Origin of the sequence: Achromobacter sp. HNDS-1 (assembly GCF_040084795.1) — a bacterium.
In the GTDB taxonomy this organism is placed as follows: Bacteria; Pseudomonadota; Gammaproteobacteria; order Burkholderiales; family Burkholderiaceae_B; genus Achromobacter; species Achromobacter ruhlandii.
On the sequence record NZ_CP157584.1, the window covers coordinates 3,874,111 to 3,892,402 of the forward strand.

14 protein-coding genes are annotated in these 18,292 nt (G+C 65.9%); 7 read left to right on the top strand and 7 right to left on the bottom strand.

The window, feature by feature from the left end; translation table 11 throughout:
- The first annotated feature begins 82 nt into the window (after positions 1–82).
- Genes ABFG95_RS17930 through ABFG95_RS17950 form a run of 5 tightly spaced genes read left to right on the top strand, consistent with a single transcriptional unit; the run spans position 83 to position 4,275 of the window.
- Positions 83–322 (top strand): acyl carrier protein, encoded by a 240-nt coding sequence (locus ABFG95_RS17930; RefSeq protein ID WP_006388609.1) that lies wholly within the window; start codon positions 83–85, stop codon positions 320–322.
- Positions 300–1,478 carry a D-alanyl-lipoteichoic acid biosynthesis protein DltD gene (locus tag ABFG95_RS17935; protein WP_049071136.1) on the top strand — a complete coding sequence of 393 codons (1,179 nt, stop codon included), beginning with the start codon at positions 300–302 and terminating at the stop codon, positions 1,476–1,478. Before ABFG95_RS17930 ends, ABFG95_RS17935 begins: the two co-directional genes overlap by 23 nt.
- Positions 1,475–1,681 carry a hypothetical protein gene (locus tag ABFG95_RS17940; RefSeq protein ID WP_175145844.1) on the top strand — a complete coding sequence of 69 codons (207 nt, stop codon included), beginning with the start codon at positions 1,475–1,477 and terminating at the stop codon, positions 1,679–1,681. Before ABFG95_RS17935 ends, ABFG95_RS17940 begins: the two co-directional genes overlap by 4 nt.
- Before the next feature lie 7 nt (positions 1,682–1,688).
- A complete protein-coding gene (locus tag ABFG95_RS17945) occupies positions 1,689–2,816 on the top strand; it encodes an MBOAT family O-acyltransferase (RefSeq protein WP_054416258.1) in 1,128 nt (375 codons plus the stop codon).
- 16 nt (positions 2,817–2,832) lie between these two features.
- A complete protein-coding gene (locus ABFG95_RS17950; RefSeq protein WP_348994823.1) occupies positions 2,833–4,275 on the top strand; it encodes a D-alanine--poly(phosphoribitol) ligase in 1,443 nt (480 codons plus the stop codon).
- 77 nt (positions 4,276–4,352) lie between these two features.
- Here the strand turns inward: ABFG95_RS17950 and ABFG95_RS17955 are convergent, their stop codons facing one another.
- The 5 genes from ABFG95_RS17955 to ABFG95_RS17975 form a co-directional block, all read right to left on the bottom strand.
- Positions 4,353–4,913 (bottom strand): YggT family protein, encoded by a 561-nt coding sequence (locus ABFG95_RS17955; protein ID WP_049071142.1) that lies wholly within the window; start codon positions 4,911–4,913, stop codon positions 4,353–4,355.
- 169 nt (positions 4,914–5,082) lie between these two features.
- Positions 5,083–5,715 (bottom strand): histone H1-like DNA-binding protein, encoded by a 633-nt coding sequence (locus ABFG95_RS17960; RefSeq protein WP_081330447.1) that lies wholly within the window; start codon positions 5,713–5,715, stop codon positions 5,083–5,085.
- 345 nt (positions 5,716–6,060) lie between these two features.
- Positions 6,061–7,260: a ribonucleotide-diphosphate reductase subunit beta gene (locus ABFG95_RS17965; RefSeq protein WP_175145852.1), complete on the bottom strand. Its 1,200-nt coding sequence runs from the start codon at positions 7,258–7,260 to the stop codon at positions 6,061–6,063.
- Positions 7,261–7,280: 20 nt separating this feature from the next.
- Positions 7,281–10,211 carry a ribonucleoside-diphosphate reductase subunit alpha gene (locus ABFG95_RS17970; RefSeq protein WP_049071145.1) on the bottom strand — a complete coding sequence of 977 codons (2,931 nt, stop codon included), beginning with the start codon at positions 10,209–10,211 and terminating at the stop codon, positions 7,281–7,283.
- 304 nt (positions 10,212–10,515) lie between these two features.
- Complete coding sequence (locus tag ABFG95_RS17975) at positions 10,516–14,022, bottom strand: indolepyruvate ferredoxin oxidoreductase family protein (RefSeq protein WP_278992332.1); 3,507 nt, start codon at positions 14,020–14,022, stop codon at positions 10,516–10,518.
- A gap of 138 nt (positions 14,023–14,160) precedes the next feature.
- On the opposite strand from ABFG95_RS17975, the gene ABFG95_RS17980 reads away from it, so the two are divergent.
- Complete coding sequence (locus ABFG95_RS17980; RefSeq protein ID WP_049071146.1) at positions 14,161–14,610, top strand: Lrp/AsnC family transcriptional regulator; 450 nt, start codon at positions 14,161–14,163, stop codon at positions 14,608–14,610.
- A gap of 544 nt (positions 14,611–15,154) precedes the next feature.
- On the opposite strand, the gene ABFG95_RS17985 is transcribed toward ABFG95_RS17980, so the two are convergent.
- Positions 15,155–16,135 (bottom strand): tripartite tricarboxylate transporter substrate binding protein, encoded by a 981-nt coding sequence (locus ABFG95_RS17985; protein ID WP_059269261.1) that lies wholly within the window; start codon positions 16,133–16,135, stop codon positions 15,155–15,157.
- A gap of 151 nt (positions 16,136–16,286) precedes the next feature.
- Complete coding sequence (locus ABFG95_RS17990; RefSeq protein ID WP_278993077.1) at positions 16,287–17,129, bottom strand: alpha/beta fold hydrolase; 843 nt, start codon at positions 17,127–17,129, stop codon at positions 16,287–16,289.
- Positions 17,130–17,212: 83 nt separating this feature from the next.
- On the opposite strand from ABFG95_RS17990, the gene ABFG95_RS17995 reads away from it, so the two are divergent.
- The gene (locus ABFG95_RS17995; RefSeq protein ID WP_049071150.1) at positions 17,213–18,112 is read left to right on the top strand and encodes a LysR family transcriptional regulator; all 900 of its coding nucleotides are present in this window, start codon (positions 17,213–17,215) and stop codon (positions 18,110–18,112) included.
- Positions 18,113–18,292: the final 180 nt, after the last annotated feature.

Below are 18,292 nucleotides of genomic sequence, written 5' to 3' on the forward strand. Positions count from 1 at the left end.
AGCTGTTTTCTATATACTCGCCGTCCAGAAACTCGGGGCGGGGATGATTTTGCCGACGAGGCAATGTAACGCCGTACTAGCTATGCATACCGAGCAAGAACTCCACACCAAGATCGGCGCGATCGTCGAGTCGATCGTCATGAAGAAAGTCACTCCCGATACCCAACTGATTGCCACCGGCCTGGTCGATTCGCTCGCCGCGGTGGACATCACGCTGGCGGTCGAGGCTGAGTACGGCTGCAGCATCCCGGCTCCCGAGATCGCCGAGCATCTGCAGTCGGTACGCACGCTCGCCGGCTATGTCGCTGCCAATCTTTCGTAATTCCCGCCTGCTGTCCCACGTCGCGGCCGCCACCACGGCGGTGGCGGTGGCGTATGGGGCGTACTGTGGCGCCGATGATGTGCTGTCGCGCGTCGTCAGCCCGGTTTCGACCGTGGCGGCGTCCAGCAGCAACTATCTGCCGAACCTGGGGCCGGACTGGGGGACTCAGCACGTCAACCTGACCCGCCTGGGCAATGCGCTCAGCGACGGCACCCTGGTGGTGTTGGGCTCTTCCGAGTTGTCCAGCCACGACCTGCGCTTCGTGCCCTATCGCTTCTTCCCCGAAGAACTGAAAGTGCCGACGCTGGCCTACGGCCACGCGATGTTCCAGTCGTACGGCATCGTCAGCGTGCTGGAATCGGTCGCGGATTCCCTGACCCCCAACACACGCCTGGTGATCATGGTGTCGCCGGCCTGGTTCGCCTCGGGCGGCCAACTGCCGCGCAGTGCGTTCGCCGAACACGTCACCGGACCTGTCTGGGATCGCCTCTGGGACAAACCCAACACGCGCGAACAGATGCAGAACTGGATCAGCGACAACGCCAACTGGGGGCTGCTCTGGCTGATCGCCAATGGCCAGGTCGCCGAGCTCAAGGACAAGCTGTCGCTGTGGTGGAACGCGCGCAAGGAACCCGCGCCCGATCGTCCGCGCAGCAAGCTGTCGGTGCCCGCGCATCGTTTCGTGACGTGGCCGTCGTCGGCGAAGCTCAACGCTGGCCAGTGGTCGCGCCTGACGCACGAGGCGCGCGAAGTCGAGCACCAATTGGGGGGCAACAACCCCTATGACGTGCGCGACGACTACTACAAGCAGTACCTGGCCCCGCTGTACTCGCCGGCGCGCAACGAGTTCGCCGACGTCGACCCGCTCACCCGCACCGAGCTGGGCGACCTGTCGCGTGTCATGGCCTTGCTGCAACGGCGCAAGGTCAAGGCCTACTTCGTGATCCAGCCGTTCAATCCCAAGCTCATCCTGGATGTCGAGCGCTTCGATCCGGTGGTGGCCGCCATTACCGGCATGTGCCAGCGCTACCAGATGGGGTGCCTGGACATGTACAGCATTCCCTTCGAACCGGGCATGGTGCGTGACGACATGCATCTGGCCGAGCTCGGTTGGGCGATGGCGGACCAAGGCATTGCGGAGTATTTTTCCCGATGAAACTCTTTCAGAAAGACGATGCGGCGCAGGACGACGCCGGCCAGGCCCCGGACGCGCGCAAGTCGGCCAAGGCCTGGGGACGCCGCTTCTTCTGGCATCTTTGCCTGTATATCGGGGTGATCCTGGTGTTCGTGCTGCAGGCGCAGCCCACCACGGGTAGCGGCGGACCTATCAAGGTCGAATTCCAATATCAACAGTTCTGACCGCAGCATGGAATTGTTCGCAAGTTTGAGCTTTTTCGGCGGCGCCCTGTTCGGCGGCCTGGGGCTGTTGGCATACCGTTCTTTCGGCATGCCGCTGCGCATCGGCTATCGCCACATCATCGGCGTGATCTGCCTGGGCGTGTGGATGGCGGTGTTCTGGGCGCGTCCCTACCAGCCCATCGCGTTGCTGGCCATCTCGGGCAGCGCGCTGTGGGCCATGCGCCGCAACTACATTCCGACCTGGCTGGCCGTCGTCATCACCATGACGCCGCTGCTGCTGGTCAAGACCGGCGTCTCGCACCTGGGCGCGATGCTGGGCCTGTCGTTCGCCACCTTCCGCGCCATCGACGTGCTGCTGTTCGCGCCGCGCAACGAGCGCGTGTCGCCGCTGGACTACTTCATCTACCTGTTCTTCCCGCTGACGCTGCTGGCCGGCCCGATGTACCGCTGGCGCAGTTTCCAGGCCGACCTCAAGCGCGGCTATGAAGGCGTCAACCTGAACACCTGGCTGACCGGCCTGGAACTGATCATGCTGGGCGTGATCCAGAAGTTCGGCCTGGCCGAACTGATCTGGCGCTACGGCCTGTCGACCCTGGACGCGCACGACTACTCGTTCACCGGCGTGGCGCTGAACGCCTCGCTCTACAGCGCCTACCTGTTCTTCGATTTCGCCGGCTATTCCACCATGGCCATCGGCATCGGCATGTTGTTCGGCTTCACCTTGCCGATCAACTTCCGCAACCCGCTGGCGACGCTCAATCCGCAGGACTTCTGGCGCCGTTGGCACATCAGCCTGTCCGAATGGCTGCGCGACGTGGTGTTCATGCCGATCTACAAGGCGCTGAGCAAGACCGCGTTCTTCGCGCGTCACCGGATGGCGGCGCAGAACATCGGCATCTTCGCCACGCTGCTGGCGATGGGCGTGTGGAACGGGCTGTCGTTGCACTACATCGTCAGCGGCCTGATGTTCGGCGCGTACTCGGTGGGCCATAACCTGCTGATCAACGCGGCGCGCACCCGGCCGGCGCTGCAGGCCACGCTGGCGCGGCCCGTCATGCGTTTCCTCGGACGCGTGCTCACCCTGATCCTGGCTGCCCTGGCGCTCTACGTGTTCAGCGGTCGCAGCCCCATCTGATGCCCGGAGTTTCGGCATGCGTTTCGACCTGAAGACTTTCCAGTTCGTTGATTCCGCGCGCGCGCCCGACGCGCTCGCGGTGGTCGGCGCCGACCGCAGCCTGACCTGGGCGCAACTGCGCGACGAGGCCATGGCGTGGGCCGACGAGGCGCGTGCGCACGGCGCGGCGCCGGACGTGCCGGTGGCCATCTATGGCCATAAAGAGGCCTCGTTCTTCGTCGCCATGGTCGGCGCGCTGCTGATCGGCGCGCCGTTCGTGCCCGTCGACACCATCTACCCGCCGGAACGCCTGCGCCGCATCGTCGAGATCGTGCGCGCCGCCGCCGTCTACGATGCCGCGGCCCGGGGCTTCGAGCCGGGCGAGGGCGCCGAACTGGCCGAGCGCGGCCTGGCTTACGTCATGTTCACCTCCGGCAGCACCGGCGATCCCAAGGGCGTGCAGATTGGCCGCGAAAGCGTCGGCCTGCTGGGCGACTGGATGCTGGGCAGCTTCGGTCTGGGCGATGCGCCGGTGTTCATGAACCAGGCGCCTTTCAGCTTCGACCTGTCGATGTACGAGGTGTTCGCCACGCTGGCCGCCGGCGGCACCTGCGTGCTGAACTCGCGCGAGCAGATCGGCGCGGCCGCGACCTGGATGAGCCGGCTGGCGCGGCACGGCGTGACCGTGTGGGTGTCGACGCCGTCGTTCGCGCACCAGCAGCTGGCCAACCGCGATTTCTCGCCGGCCACGCTGCCGACGCTGCGCACCTTCCTGTTCTGCGGCGAGCCCCTGCCGGCGGCGTTGGCGAAAAAGCTGCGCCAGCGTTTCCCGGACGCGGTGATCCTGAACACCTATGGCCCGACCGAGGCCACCGTTGCCACCACCTGGATCGCCATCACCGATGCGGTGCTGGCGGCGCATGATCCGCTGCCGGTCGGCCACGCCAAGCCCGATTGCGAGCTGCGCATCCAGGAGGGCGAGATCTGCATCATCGGCGATCACGTCATGCGGGGCTACCTGAACCGCCCGGATCTGAACGAGGCCAAGCTGTTCGTGACCGAGGATGGCCGCCGCGGTTTTCGCACCGGCGACCTGGGTGAACTGGGCACGGACGGGCTGCTGTTCTGCCGCGGTCGCATGGACGACCAGATCAAGCTGAACGGTTATCGCATCGAACTGGCCGAGATCGACGAGGCCCTGCACGGGTTGCCGGGCGTGGAGGGCGGCGCCTGCGCGGTGCTGCGCCGGCCGGATGGCACGGCGGTGCGCCTGATCGGCTTTGTCGCCGGACTGGCGCAGGCGGATGCCAGTCTGCTTGAGCTCGATGCGCTATCGGGATGGAAGGAGCGGCTGGGCCAGCGCCTGCCGCCCTACATGGTGCCGTCCGAGCTGGTTTCGTGCGCGGCGCTGCCGATGTCGAACAACCACAAGATCGATCGCAAGAAGCTGCTCGACATCTACGCCGCGATTCCGGCGTAAGGGATGAGGCAGGCGCGCGCCGCGACCGCCGCGCCATGGAAACGGCCCGGGCAAGGCTTGCCGGGCCGTCGTCGTTTTCAGACGCCCATCAGGCCGTAGCTCAGGCGGGCAAGGACCATCAACAGCACCTGGGCCACGATCAGCAGCACCAGCGGCGAGAAGTCGATCGAGGTGCGCGGCAGCAGCCGGCGGATGGGATCGAGCATGGGCGCGGTCAGCGCCTGCAGCAGCGGCATCATCGGCGCCATCGGATTGACCCACGACAGCACCGCCTGGATCAGCGTCAGCCACACCACCAGGTTCAGCGCCCACTTGAGCGCCATCAGCAGCGCCGACAGCATGGCCGAGGGCAGCAGCACGGCGGGGATCAGGGCGCCGATGGCGACCAGCCAGATCAGCACCAGGTACACCAGCGCGGCCAGCCAGGTGGCCACCAGGCTGGTCCAGTCGATCTTGTTGCCCGCCGGAATGATCTTGCGCAGCGGCAGCACCAGCCAGTTGGTGGCCTGGTAGATGACGCGCGCCAGCGGATTGAACGGATGCAACCGGATCGCGTGCATCCAGGCGCGGGCGATCAGGGCGGCGCCGAACAGCGTGAACGCGATTTCGAGCAGGAAGCGGAGGATTTCACCGAGCATGGACGCGATCTACCTAATGAAGACAACATTTATTGTCTCACGCCAAGGCGTCAACGGCGCTGTCCGGATGGCCGCGGCGAAATGAGATTGACGCGGCTGGCGCCCGAATAAAAACCGCCTGGCCAGGGCCAGGCGGTTTGAGGTACTGCTACCGTTATGACCGGTCCGATTACGGACGGCCACCCGTCGGGAACGGCCACGACGCGGCGGGGTTCAGCGCGGTCTTCGCGCCCGGGGCAGCGGCCGTGGACGGCGGCGTGGCGGGCTTCTTCGGAGCGGCTTTCTTCGCAGCGGGCTTCTTGGCAGCGGCGGGCTTGGCAGCCGGCTTGGCAGCGGGCTTCTTGGCGGCCGGCGCCTTCTTGGCTACGACCTTCTTGGCAACCGCCTTCTTGGCCGGGGCCTTCTTGGCAACCGCCTTCTTGGCGACGGCCTTCTTGGCAACCGCCTTCTTGGCGACGACCTTCTTGGCTACCGCTTTCTTGGCGACGGCCTTTTTGGCGACGGCCTTCTTGGCAACCGCCTTCTTGGCGACGACCTTCTTGGCCGCTGCCTTCTTGGCTACCGGCTTCTTGGCCGCGACTTTCTTGGCGACGGCCTTCTTGGCTACCGCTTTCTTCGCGACCTTCTTGGCGGCCGGCTTCTTGGCGGCAACCTTCTTCACCGCCGGCTTCTTGGCGGCGACCTTCTTGACGGCTACCTTCTTGACGGCAGCTTTCTTGGCCGGGGCGGCCTTCTTCGCTACTGCCTTCTTGGCGGCGGGCTTCTTCACCGCTTTCTTTACGGCTTTCTTGGCTGTTGCCATGGTCATGCTCCTTAGGTTCAGGGGTCCCAGAACTTAAACCCGTGCCCCGATCCGCCAACAAGGCGAACCGTGCCCGGGCTATTCATCGGCGCATGCCGCTGTTCTGTGCGAGCAACAGCTACTACGGTTTGCGCTAATGAATTCGGCACAGCCATTTGATATGGCCCCCGCTCCTTTGGCGCGAGCCATTTCAAATGGCGCCGGTGGGCAGTCTGATCACAGACCGCCTACCGCTTGTTCTACGTGTTCGAAAACACCCTGACCTGGGAGATCACCCTCAAGGCCTGGCGCGAACGCAACGCTCTTGCAAGAGCGTGCCCGCGCCGGGCCCGAAGGCGAACTGCGTTACTCCCAGCTCAGCGTGCCACCGGTTTGGTATTCGATCACGCGAGTTTCAAAAAAGTTGCGTTCCTTCTTAAGATCGATCATTTCCGCCATCCACGGGAAGGGATTCTCTTCCTGCGGGTACAGCGGTTCGATACCGATTTGCTGGCAACGACGGTTGGCGATGAAGCGCAGGTAGGATTTGAACATGGGAGCGTTCAAGCCCAACACGCCACGCGGCATCGTGTCTTCGGCGTAAGCGTATTCGAGTTCGACCGCTTTGCGGAAGAGTTCTCGAATTTCTTCGCGGAATTCCGGCGTCCACAGATGCGGATTTTCCAGTTTGACGGTGTTGATCAGGTCGATGCCGAAATTGCAGTGCATGGATTCATCGCGCAGGATGTACATGTACTGCTCGGCGGCGCCGGTCATCTTGTTCTGGCGACCCAGCGCCAGGATCTGCGTGAAGCCAACGTAGAAGAACAGGCCTTCCATCAGGCACGCGAAGACGATCAGCGACTTCAGCAGCGTCTGGTCGGCTTCGGGCGTGCCCGTCTTGAAGTTGGGGTCCGCGATCGCGTCGATGAACGGAATCAGGAACTCGTCCTTGGCGCGGATGGACGGCACTTCGTTGTAAGCGTTGAAGATCTCCGCTTCGTCCAGGTCCAGGCTTTCGACGATGTATTGATAGGCGTGCGTGTGGATGGCTTCCTCGAATGCCTGGCGCAGCAGGAACTGGCGGCATTCGGGCGCCGTGATGTGGCGGTAGGTGCCCAGCACGATGTTGTTCGCGGCCAGCGAGTCGGCCGTGACGAAGAAACCCAGGTTGCGCTTGACGATGCGGCGCTCGTCCTCGGTGAGCCCGTTCGGGTTCTTCCAGAGGGCGATGTCGCGCGACATGTTGATTTCTTGCGGCATCCAGTGGTTCGCGCACGTGGCCAGGTATTTCTCCCATGCCCACTTGTACTTGAACGGCACCAGCTGGTTGACGTCGGTCTGGCCGTTGATGATGCGCTTGTCGGCAACCTTCACGCGTTGCGAGGTGGCGCTGCCGCTGGCCGCCAGGCCGGCCGCATGCTGCGGCGCGGCTGGGGTCGGCATGGCGGTGTCACCGAACACGCCGGTCGCCGCCCGGACTTCGGGCACAGCCTGCCCGCCCGCCGCGGGCGCGGGGGCTTGTGCAGGTTGCGTGGCGAGGGTGTCGTCTTCCCAATTAATCATGATTCATTCTCCGGAGGCGGTTATTGGCAGGCTTCGCACTCTTCGAAGCCGGGGTCGCCCGGCCGCATGGTGCAAACCGCCCCGAGAACTTCGGGTTCCGGCAAAACAGGTGCAGCGGACACGGGGGCCGCGGTGGACTGGCCACCGGCGCTGACGGCGTTCAGTTCGCCGCCGCGTCCCGTCGACTTCTCGGCGCTGGTGGCGCCAAGGGTACGCAGGTAATAGGTCGTCTTCAGGCCACGCTTCCAGGCCAGCTTGTAGGTGTCGTCCAGCTTCTTGCCGGAAGCGCCGGCCATGTAGATGTTCAGCGACTGGGCTTGATCGATCCACTTCTGGCGACGCGAGGCGCATTCCACCAGCCAGCTCGGTTCGACTTCGAACGCGGTGGCGTAGAGTTCGCGGAGTTCGGAAGGTACGCGATCGATGCGGGACAGGCTGCCGTCGAAGTACTTGAGGTCGGCGACCATGACTTCGTCCCAGAGACCGAGTTTCTTCAGGTCACGCACGAGGTAATCGTTAACGACCGTGAACTCGCCGGAGAGATTCGATTTGACGTACAAGTTCTGGAAAGTGGGTTCGATGCACGCAGATACACCAATGATATTGGAAATAGTCGCGGTTGGGGCGATTGCGATGCAATTGGAGTTGCGCATGCCATGTTGTTTGATGCGCGCGCGCAACGCATCCCAATCGAGCGTGCTCGATTCATCGACCTCGACATGACCACCGCGTTCGTCACGCAGCATCTTCAACGTGTCTTGCGGCAGGATGCCACGCGACCACAGCGAGCCTTCGTACGATTGATAGCGGCCACGTTCTTCGGCCAGCAGGCTCGAGGCCCAGTAGGCGTGATAGCACACCGCTTCCATCGAACGATCGGCGAATTCGACGGCGGCTTGCGATGCGTACGGCACGCGCATCATCTGCAGGCAGTCCTGGAAACCCATGATGCCCATGCCCACCGGACGATGGCGCGCGTTGGAGTTGCGGGCCTTGTCGACGGCGTAATAGTTGATGTCGATGACGTTGTCGAGCATGCGCATGGCGATGCTGACGGTGCGCTTGATCTTGTCGTGGTCGAGTTCGAAACCGCCGCCAGCGGCCGGCTTCATGTGCGCGACCAGGTTCACCGAACCCAGGTTGCAAACCGCGATTTCCGATTCGTTGGTGTTCAGCGTGATCTCGGTGCACAGGTTCGAGCTGTGGACCACACCGACGTGCTGCTGCGGCGAACGGATGTTGCACGGATCCTTGAACGTGATCCACGGGTGGCCGGTTTCGAACAGCATCGACAGCATCTTGCGCCACAGGGTCAGCGCCGGCATCTTCTTGAACAGCTTCAGGTCGCCGCTGGCGACGCGCGCTTCATAGCCGACGTAGGCTTCTTCGAAGGCCTTGCCGTACTTGTCGTGCAGGTCGGGGCAGTCGGACGGCGAGAACAGGGTCCATTCGCCGCCTTCCATGACGCGCTTCATGAACAGGTCGGGAATCCAGTTCGCCGTGTTCATGTCGTGGGTGCGACGGCGCTCGTCGCCGGTGTTCTTGCGCAGTTCGAGGAATTCCTCGATGTCCAGGTGCCACGATTCCAGGTAGGTGCAGACCGCGCCCTTGCGCTTGCCGCCCTGGTTCACCGCCACGGCGGTGTCGTTGACGACCTTCAGGAACGGGACCACGCCCTGGCTTTCGCCGTTGGTGCCCTTGATGTGGCTGCGCAGCGCGCGCACCGGGGTCCAGTCGTTGCCCAGGCCGCCGGCGTACTTGGCCAGCAGCGCGTTTTCCTTGATGGCGTCGTAGATGCCTTCCAGGTCGTCGGAGACGGTGGTCAGGTAGCACGACGACAGTTGCGAGTGCAGGGTGCCCGAGTTGAACAGCGTCGGGGTCGAGCTCATGAAGTCGAACGACGACAGGATTTCGTAGAACTCGATGGCGCGGGCTTCGCGGTCGGTCTCGCGCAGCGCCAGGCCCATGGCCACGCGCATGAAGAACACCTGCGGCAGTTCGATGCGGGTGCCGCGGATGTGCAGGAAGTAGCGGTCGTACAGGGTCTGCAGGCCGAGGTAGCCGAACTGCAGGTCGCGCTTGGCGTTCAGGGCCTTGCCCAGCTTGGTCAGGTCATAGCTGGCCAGGTCGGGCGACAGCAGGCCGCCTTCGATGCCGCGGGCGATGAAGGTGGGGAAGTACTCGGCGTAGCGGGCGGCCATGCCGTCCTGCGAGACTTCCTCGCCCAGCACTTCCTTGCGGATCGTGTGCAGCAGCAGGCGGGCGGTGACCTGGCTGTAGGCCGGGTCCTTCTCGACCAGCGCGCGCGCCGACAGGATGGCGGACTTGAACACTTCGTCGACGGGGATGCCGTCGTACAGGTTCTTGACCGTTTCCTTCAGGATGGCTTCGGAGTCGATGAATTCGGCCAGGCCTTCACCGGCGGCGACGATGGTGGCGCGCAGTTCGGCGATGTCCAGCGGACGGCGGACACCCGCGTCCGTGACGTGCAGCACGTTTTCCTGCGGCGTCGTGTCGGCCTTCTGCTGGCCTTCGGCGGCCGCGGCGGCGGCGCGTTCCTGCGTGCGCTTTTCGCGATAGAGCACATAGGCGCGGGCGACGTCATGCTGGCCCGAGCGCATCAGGGCCAGTTCGACCTGGTCCTGCACGTCTTCGATATGGAAGGTGCCGCCGCCCGGGCGGTTGCGCACCAGCGCGTTGACGGCCTGGGTCGTCAGCTGTTCAACCAGCTCGCGCACGCGGGCCGAGGCCGCGCCCTGGCCGCCGTTCACGGCCAGGAAGGCCTTGGTCATGGCGATGGCGATCTTGCCGGGTTCGAACCCGACCACCGAGCCATTGCGGCGGATGATGTTGTAGCTGGCCCATTGCCCGCCGTTGGCGTCGGCCGGGGAATCGGTTTGAGAGGGCGGCACGGCCGAGGGCCGGGTCACAGAGGCGATCGTAGTCTGCATGGAAGCTCCTGTGCGAAAAGCGCGTAGATAGCGACATGACGACGTCATGTCAGGTACGAAATTTGGATCTTATTGAGGGGGTCGCAACGCTTGGACGGACGAATCCGCATGGCGTGGCCGACGAGTATCAGCGGTTAGGCGACCACAACATATAGTGTAGCACCCCTCGTTGGACACTAATTCTAGTGATCGAGTACGACAGCTACAAGAAGAAGATAGGATCAGGTTCCCAAAACATTGTTACTAAATGCACTGGGCGCGCCTAGCAAGGCGCGCCCAGGAGAATGCCGCTCAGCGCGAGTGTTTATGCGGTTTTCCGCAGGGGTACATCGCGCGGGGCAGGCGCCGTATAGCTTTGCATCAAGCGGGCCAGCTCCGTCCTGTACTTCTCGACGTTCGCAGCCTTCACGTGGCCGAAGCCGCGGATGGTTTCTGCAAGGGCGGCGATTGTAGCCGCTTGCGCCAGGTTGTCGCGATTCAACCCTGCGAGCAACTGGTCTATGGTCTGGCGGTATTCGACCACCAGGGCCCGCTCCATCTTGCGCTCGGCCGTGTGGCCGAACGGATCGAACCAGGTGCCGCGCAGGCGCTTGAAACGGGTCAGCAGCTTGAGCGCGGTCATGGTGCGCGGGCCCAGCGTCATTTTGCGCGGCACGCCGGTGCGCGGGTCCTTGCGCGCGAAGATCGGCGGCGCCATGTGGAAGCGCAGGCTGTAGTCGCCTTCGAACTGGCCCTTGAGCTGGGCCTGGAAGGCTTCGCCGGTATAGAGGCGGGCGACTTCGTATTCGTCCTTGTAGGCCATCAGCTTGAACAGGCCGCGCGCCACCGCCATGGCCAGGCGCGGCGTCCTGGCGTCGGGCGCCAGCTCGCGTTCGCGCGCGGCGACGCGCTCGACCACGTCGCGATAGGCCTGCGCGTAGGCGGCGTCCTGGTAAGCGGTCAGGTCCTCGACGCGGCGCGCCACGGCGCGCTCGAACGTTTCCGGCACATGCAGTTGCACCACCTGGGCGCGCGGGCGCAGCGCGCCGTCCAGCGCTTCGGGTTGGTGCGCGGCGAGGCGGCCGCTGTCGAACGCGGCGCGGTTGGCGGCCACGGCGACGCCGTTCAGTTCGATGGCGCGGTTGATGGCGGCCTGCGACAGCGGCACGCCGCCGCGCTGCCAGGCGTAGCCCAGCATGAACATGTTCGACAGGATGCTGTCGCCGAACAGCGCCAGCGCGGCCTCGTGCGCGTCGATGGCGGCGGTGTGGTCGTCGCCGGCGGCGTGGCGGATCTTGGCCAGCAGCGCTTCCGGCCGCATGGCGGCGTCCGGGTTGCGGGTGAAATCGGACACCGGCGCGACGTAGGTGTTGACGGTGACCTGGGTGTGGCCGCGGCGCAGCGCGCCGAGCGAGTCGGGCGCCACGGCGGCGACCGGATCGCACAGGATGGCGGCGTCGGCCTGCTGCCAGTCCAGGCGCACCGGGCCGGCGGCCGCGCCCGCGGGCGCCAGGCGGATGTGGCTGACGACCGTGCCGCCCTTCTGCGCCAGGCCGGTCAGGTCCAGCACCGCGGCCGACAGGCCTTCCAGGTGCGCGGCCATCGAGACGATGGCGCCGATGGTGATGACGCCGGTGCCGCCCATGCCCGCCACCAGCAGGCGGTAGGGGCGTTCCAGCGCCGGGGGGTGCGGCAGCGGCAGTTGCTGGATCAGGCGTTGCAGGCGTTCCTGGTCGGCCTTGGGCGCGGCGCTCTTTCTGGGCTTGCCGCCCATGACCGAGACGAAGCTGGGGCAGAAGCCTTCGGCGCAGGAGTAGTCCTTGTTGCAGCTGGACTGGTCGATGGCGCGCTTGCGGCCGTAGGGCGTTTCCAGCGGCACCACCGACAGGCAGTTCGATTTCACGCCGCAGTCGCCGCAGCCTTCGCACACGGCGCTGTTGATCAGCATGCGGCGGGCCGGATCGGGGAACTGGTTCTTCTTCCTGCGGCGGCGCTTTTCGGCGGCACAGGTCTGGTCGTGGATCAGCACGGTGACGCCGGGGATCTCGCGCAGCTCGCGCTGCAGGGCGTCGAGCTCGCGGCGGTGATGCACCTTGATGCCGGCGCCCAGGTCCACGCCCCGGTATTTCTCGGGCTCATCGCTGGTGACGACGATGCGGGCGACGTTCTCGCCGCGCAGCTGCTGGCAGATCTGCGGCACCGAGATCGGGCCATCCACCGGCTGGCCGCCGGTCATGGCTACGGCGTCGTTGAACAGGATCTTGTAGGTGATGTTGGCCTTGGCGGCCACGGCCTGGCGGATCGCCAGGTAGCCGGAGTGGTAGTAGGTGCCTTCCCCCATGTTCTGGAAGATATGCGGCATCCTGGTGTAGCGCGACAGGCCGATCCAGTCGACCCCTTCGCCGCCCATCTGGGTCAGGCCGCCGGTGTCGCGGTCCATCCAGGCGGCCATGTAGTGGCAGCCCACGCCCGACAGCGCCTGGCTGCCTTCCGGCACCTTGGTCGAGGTGCTGTGCGGACAGCCGGAACAGAAATAGGGGCGGCGGCGCATGCCGTCGGCGTCGTTGGACAGCATGTCCTGGCAGTCGAAGGTGGCCAGGTCGACGCCGGGCTGCAGGCCGGCGCTGCGCGACAGCCATTGGGCCAGCGGCCGCGCCAGCAACGACGGGCGCAACTGGCCGGCGGACGGCACCAGCGTCTCGCCGTCGAAACCCTTCTTGCCGACCACGGTGGCGCGCTCGGGCAGGTTGAACAGCAGGTCCTTGAGCTGGGTCTCGACCACGGCGCCTTTTTCCTCGATCACGAGGATGTGCGAGAGGCCGCGCGCGAACTCGAGCATGCGTTCGGCGTCCAGCGGCCAGGTCAGGCCCGGCTTGTAGATGCGCACCGGCGCATTGGCGGTGACGGTGTCCACGCCCAGGCGCGTCAGCGCTTCCATGGCGTCCAGGTGGGCCTTGCCGACGGTGACGATGCCGACGGTGGCCTTGGGCGCCGGACAGGTGAGGCGGTCGATGCTGTGGCGGCGGGCGAAGGCGGCGACCGCCTTCATGCGCAGGTTCATGCGGGTTTCGACCGCCAGCGACAGGAAGTCACGGGCGGAGTATTCCAGCGCTTCCGGCGGCAGGTCGGGATCGGCCGGCATGTCGTAGTGGCGCACCGGCGCGGGGGTGAACGAGTGACCGCTTTCGATGGTCTCGGACACGGCCTTGAAGGCGACCCAGGCGCCGGAATGGCGCGACAGGGCCCAGCCCCACAGCGCGAAGGTCTCGTATTCGTCGATCGAGGCCGGGTGCACGATGGGCATCTGCCAGCCGATCAGCGAGGCTTCGCTGGCGTGCGGGATCGAGGAGGAGACGGCGGTGTGGTCGTCGCCCACCACCACCAGCACGCCGCCGTGACGCGAGGCGCCGGCGGCGTTGCCGTGGTGCAGGGCGTCGCCGGCGCGATCCACGCCGGGGCCCTTGCCGTACCACATGGCGAAGACGCCATCGACATTGCGGTCGGCGCGCACGCCGGCCTGCTGGGTGCCCATGACGGCGGTGGCGGCCATGTCTTCGTTGATGCCGGGCAGGAACGAGATCTGGTTGGCGTCCAGCGCCTTCTGCGCCTTCCACATCGCCATGTCGACGCCGCCCAGGGGCGAGCCACGATAGCCGGAGACGAAGCCCGCGGTGTTCAGGCCGCGCTCGCGGTCGATGCGGCGCTGGGTCAGCATGATGCGCACCAGGGCCTGGGTGCCGGTCAGGAAGATGCGGCCGGTCTCACGGGTGAGGTTGTCGGCGAGCTGGTAGTCGAGGTCCAGCGTGGGCTCGGGGGCGGGGGTGCCGTCCATCATGAATGCTCCTGTAGTCGGCACCATGATAGGTTCGCGAGGCATCGGGTTTATTGCGTTTTCGGATCGTGCTATCCCTATAATTCGCAATGAATATTTCGTGTTCGCGGAATTTCGACCCAAACAGGAGACAAAGCAATGGACAAGACCGATATCGGCATCCTCAAGGCCCTGCAGGAGGATGGCCGGGCCTCGGCGCAGCAGCTTTCAGAAAAGGTGGGGCTATCGGCGGCGCCGGTGTGGCGGCGGGTGAAGGCGCTGGAGGCCAGCGGCGTGATCCAGGGCTACAGCGCGCAGGTGGATCGCAGCAAGGTGGGGCTGGGCTGTATGTTCGCGCAGATCAGTCTGGAGCGGCATTCGGCGAACACGGTGGAGAACTTCGAGCGGTCGGTGCGGGATGCGCCGGAGATTCTCGAGTGCTATGCGGTGACGGGGGATTCGGATTTTCTGCTCAAGATTCTTGTGGAGAGTCCGGAGGCTTATGACCGGTTCTTGCATCGGTTCTTGTTCAATATGCCTGGGATTCGGCAGACGCGGACGATTGTGGCGTTGCGGGAGATCAAGCATGAGTTGAAGTTGCCTTTGTAGGGGGGGCTTCTATGTGGGCTCTTGTGGCGGGTTGGGTTCTTTAGTCGCGGGAGCCGGGGCAGGCGGGGGATGGCGGGGCTACGATTGCGGTCCGGAGCGTTCGCTCCGGACTGCCCCGGGCTCAACCTCGTCCGCCTTCGGCTCCCTACGGTTTCCGCCGGGCGCATCTACACGCCCCGCCATCCCCCGCCTGCCCCGGCTCCCGCTTTTGATGAGACTTAACGGCCGGGCTTTGGGGCGAGTTGTGTGCTTGGCGTTTTTGCCGTCAATCTGGGGAGTAGGGAGGATCTTGCGGGGTCGCCAAAAAGCGGCCGCGCGGGCGGCCGCCTTTTGGCATTTGGGTGTCTTGCGTCGAGGCGGCGGACGCTGCGCGCTGCTGGAGAGAGGCGTTGCTCGAGGGGGCAATGGCGCGGCGCGATCGTGATGGGAGGGGCTGGTGAATCCTGCGTCATCGCGCTTGATTCGATGGGCGCAATCTTTTGATGGTCTCTATATTGCGACGCCCTCTATATATAGAGGGCGTTTCTTTATTTGCTGTGGGCGGTTACTGCGGCTGGATGCCGGAGATCTTGATCCATTCCTTCCAGCGGGCGGTGTCCTCCTTGACGAAGGTGTCGAAGCGGGCGGTGTCCATGGCTTCGGGGGTCAGGCCGAGGGCGCGGAGTTTGTCGGCGGTGGCGGGATCGTTGACGGCGGCCTGGGTGGCGGCGTTCATCCTGGCGACGATGTCGGGCGGGGTGCCGGCGGGGGCGGAGATGCCGAGCCAGCCGGCGACGATGAAGTCGGGGAAGTAGGTCGACATGGTGGGGACGTCGGGCCAGGCGGGGTGGCGCTGGGCGGCGGTGACGGCGAGAGGGGCGAGGCCCTTGCCGTCGATCTGGCCCATGGCGGTCAGGTAGTCGACGAAGGCGAAGCCGATCTGCTTGCCGCGCAGGTCGGTAATGATCTGGGTGATGTTCTTGTAGCCGGCGGCGCCGATGTTGATGCCGGCGCGTTGCTTGAACAGTTCGGACGGCACTTGCGAGGACGAGCTGTAGTAGCCGAAGAAGACTTCGCCGGGATGCTTCTTGGCGTAGTCGACCAGCTCGGGCACGGTGCGATAGGGGCTGTCGGGGGCGACGATGCCCACGGTGCCGAAGGTGCCGAGCATGCCGATCTGCACGAAGTCCTTTTGCGCGTCGTAGGGCAGGCGCTTGTAGAGGAACTGGTTGGCGGCGTGGGTGGAGTTGGTGGATAAGAGGAAGGTGTAGCCGTCGCCGGCGGCGTTCTTGGCGGCATTGGTGCCGACGATGCCGCCGGCGCCGGGGCGGTCCTCGACGATGACGGTCTGGCCGGTCTGCTTACCCAGGAACTGGGCGAAGGTGCGGGCGGTGAGGTCGGCGGCGCCGCCGGCGGCGGAGGGCACGATCAGCGTGATGGGTTTCTCGGGCCAGCCGGCGGCGTGCGTGGTGGCGGCCAGCAGCAGGCTGGCGGCGGCGAGCGCAGGGCGCAGGAAGGCGCGGGGCGCGAAGGCGGTGAGGGTCATGCTTGTCTCCTGGGGCGGCGCTGGCGCCGTCATGTTCTATGGCTTGCGGTGTGCTTCATGGCGCGCTGGACGCGGGCTGGGTGGATCTGTCTGGCGGTCGTTGGCGGATGTCGATGGTTGAGGATGTATCGGGCGTCAGGGGCGTCGCGGGTCAGCCGAACTGTTGGCGATACCAGCCGAGGATCGCGTCCGCGCTGGCCCGCCATGCGTCGCCGTACATCATGCAATGGGGCTGTCGGGCGAGGACGGCATGGGAAAAGCCGAACAGTCGCGCGATGGCGCGGTCCTGGCCGGGCGGATGGCGGTCGTGGGTGTCCAGGCCGGCTTCCAGGCACAGGCCGGGGGCGGTGATGGCGGCGGGGTCGACGGGCACGCGCAGCAGGTAACGGTCGTTGAGCACGCGCGGGCTTTCGGGATTCAGGCGTTGGGTGACGGCGCTGACGTCGCGCGTCGGCGAGGTGGCCAGGAAGCGGGCGCGGATCTCGCTGGCGGCGGGCGCGGCGCGCACGGCGTCAGCGGGCACCGGCGGCAGGCCCAGCGCGCCGGGCAGGTTGGCGGGCGGCGAGGGCGCCATCAGCACCACGCCGGCGACGGTGCGTTGGCTGGCGGCCAGCAGCGCGGGCAGGGCGCCCATGCTGTGGCCCACCACGACGGTGGGCGCGTCCAGCAGGTCGAGCGCGCTGACGACGTCGGCGGCCAGGTCGGCGATGCCCGTGTCGAGGAAGCCGGGCGGTTGCGGCAAGGGGCCGTGGCCGCGCAGGTCGATGGCGGCGCAGGCCAGGCCGGCTCGGGCGAAATAGTCCAGGTAGTGCGCGTAGCACCAGGCGCCGTGATAGGCGCCGGGCACGAGCAGCAGGCCGGGCCTGCCGTTGGGCGCGGCAGCGGTCAGCAGCCGGCCCTGGCCGGCAGCGCGGGCGGGCAGCCGGTCGGCGAGGCTGAAGTCGAGCGGATCGACGGCCTGGGCGCGGGCGGGGGAGAGAGTCGCGGTAGTCATTGCGGCCATGTTAAGTGCCGCCCTATGATGAGAAAACTTTATTTTTCCTATGATTTGATAAGTTCATCAAATCAGGTGTCACGATGCCCGCCTTGCCCGAACTTTCCATTGCGCACTACCGCCACTTCCTGCTGGTGGCCGAATTGCGCAGCTTCCGCGCCGCCGCCGCGCGCGCGTTCCGCTCGCAGCCGGCGCTGTCGCTGTCGATCCGCGAAATGGAGCAGCGCCTGGGCCAGCCGCTGTTCGAGCGCGGCAATGGCAACGCGCTGACGCGGTTCGGCCAGGACTGCCTGCCGCTGGCGCGCGAACTGGTCGAGCACCACGACCGCGTGGCCGGGACGCTGGCGGGGCTGGCCAGCAACGAGGCCGGCACCCTGACCATGGCATCGGTGGCGACGGTGGCGACCCATTGGCTGCCCGAACTGGTGGCAACCTATCGCGAGCGCTACCCGGCGGTGGCGCTGCGCCTGTTCGACGACAATTCCGAAGGCGTTGAGCGCATGGTGCTGGCGGGCGAGGTCGAGCTGGGGGTGTGCAGCCCGGTGCTGCGCGACCGGCGGCTGGCGTTCGAACCGCTGCTGCGCGATGCCTTCGGACTGGTCTGCCATCGCGGCCATCCCCTGGCGGGGCGCAAGTCCGTGACCTGGCGCGAGATCGCCGGGCTGCCGCTGGTGGGCACGGTGGCGCACCGGCAACTGGCGGACTATCCGCAGGCCGCCTTCATGATGGAACGCCAGGTGTTCGTGTCCAACATGATGTCGCTGCTGGCGATGCTGGAGCGCGGCGTGGGCGTGACGGTGCTGGCGCGGCTGGGCGTGCCGCCGGATTCGCCCGGTCTGGTTTTCGTGCCGTTGGCCCGGCCGCGTATCGAGCGCGAACTGGGCATCACGCGGCTGGCCGGCCGCAGCCTGTCGCCGGCCGCCGCGCGCATGGAGGAAATGCTGCGCGCCAAGGCCGCGCGCGGCGCCCGCAGTGTCGCTTGAAACCAACGCATTTTTGCGCGTTGAGCCCTTAAAACACGGGGTTTCCGGCAAGGACTGTTGCGCAATTGCACACGGCGCCGATCGTCGTTGATTCTTCACCTGGGCATCTTTAGAGTGCGTGATGTTTGCTGCGCGAGGGGCGTGCCGGTTTGAGCGGCGCGGCGCGTCGACAGACGTGTT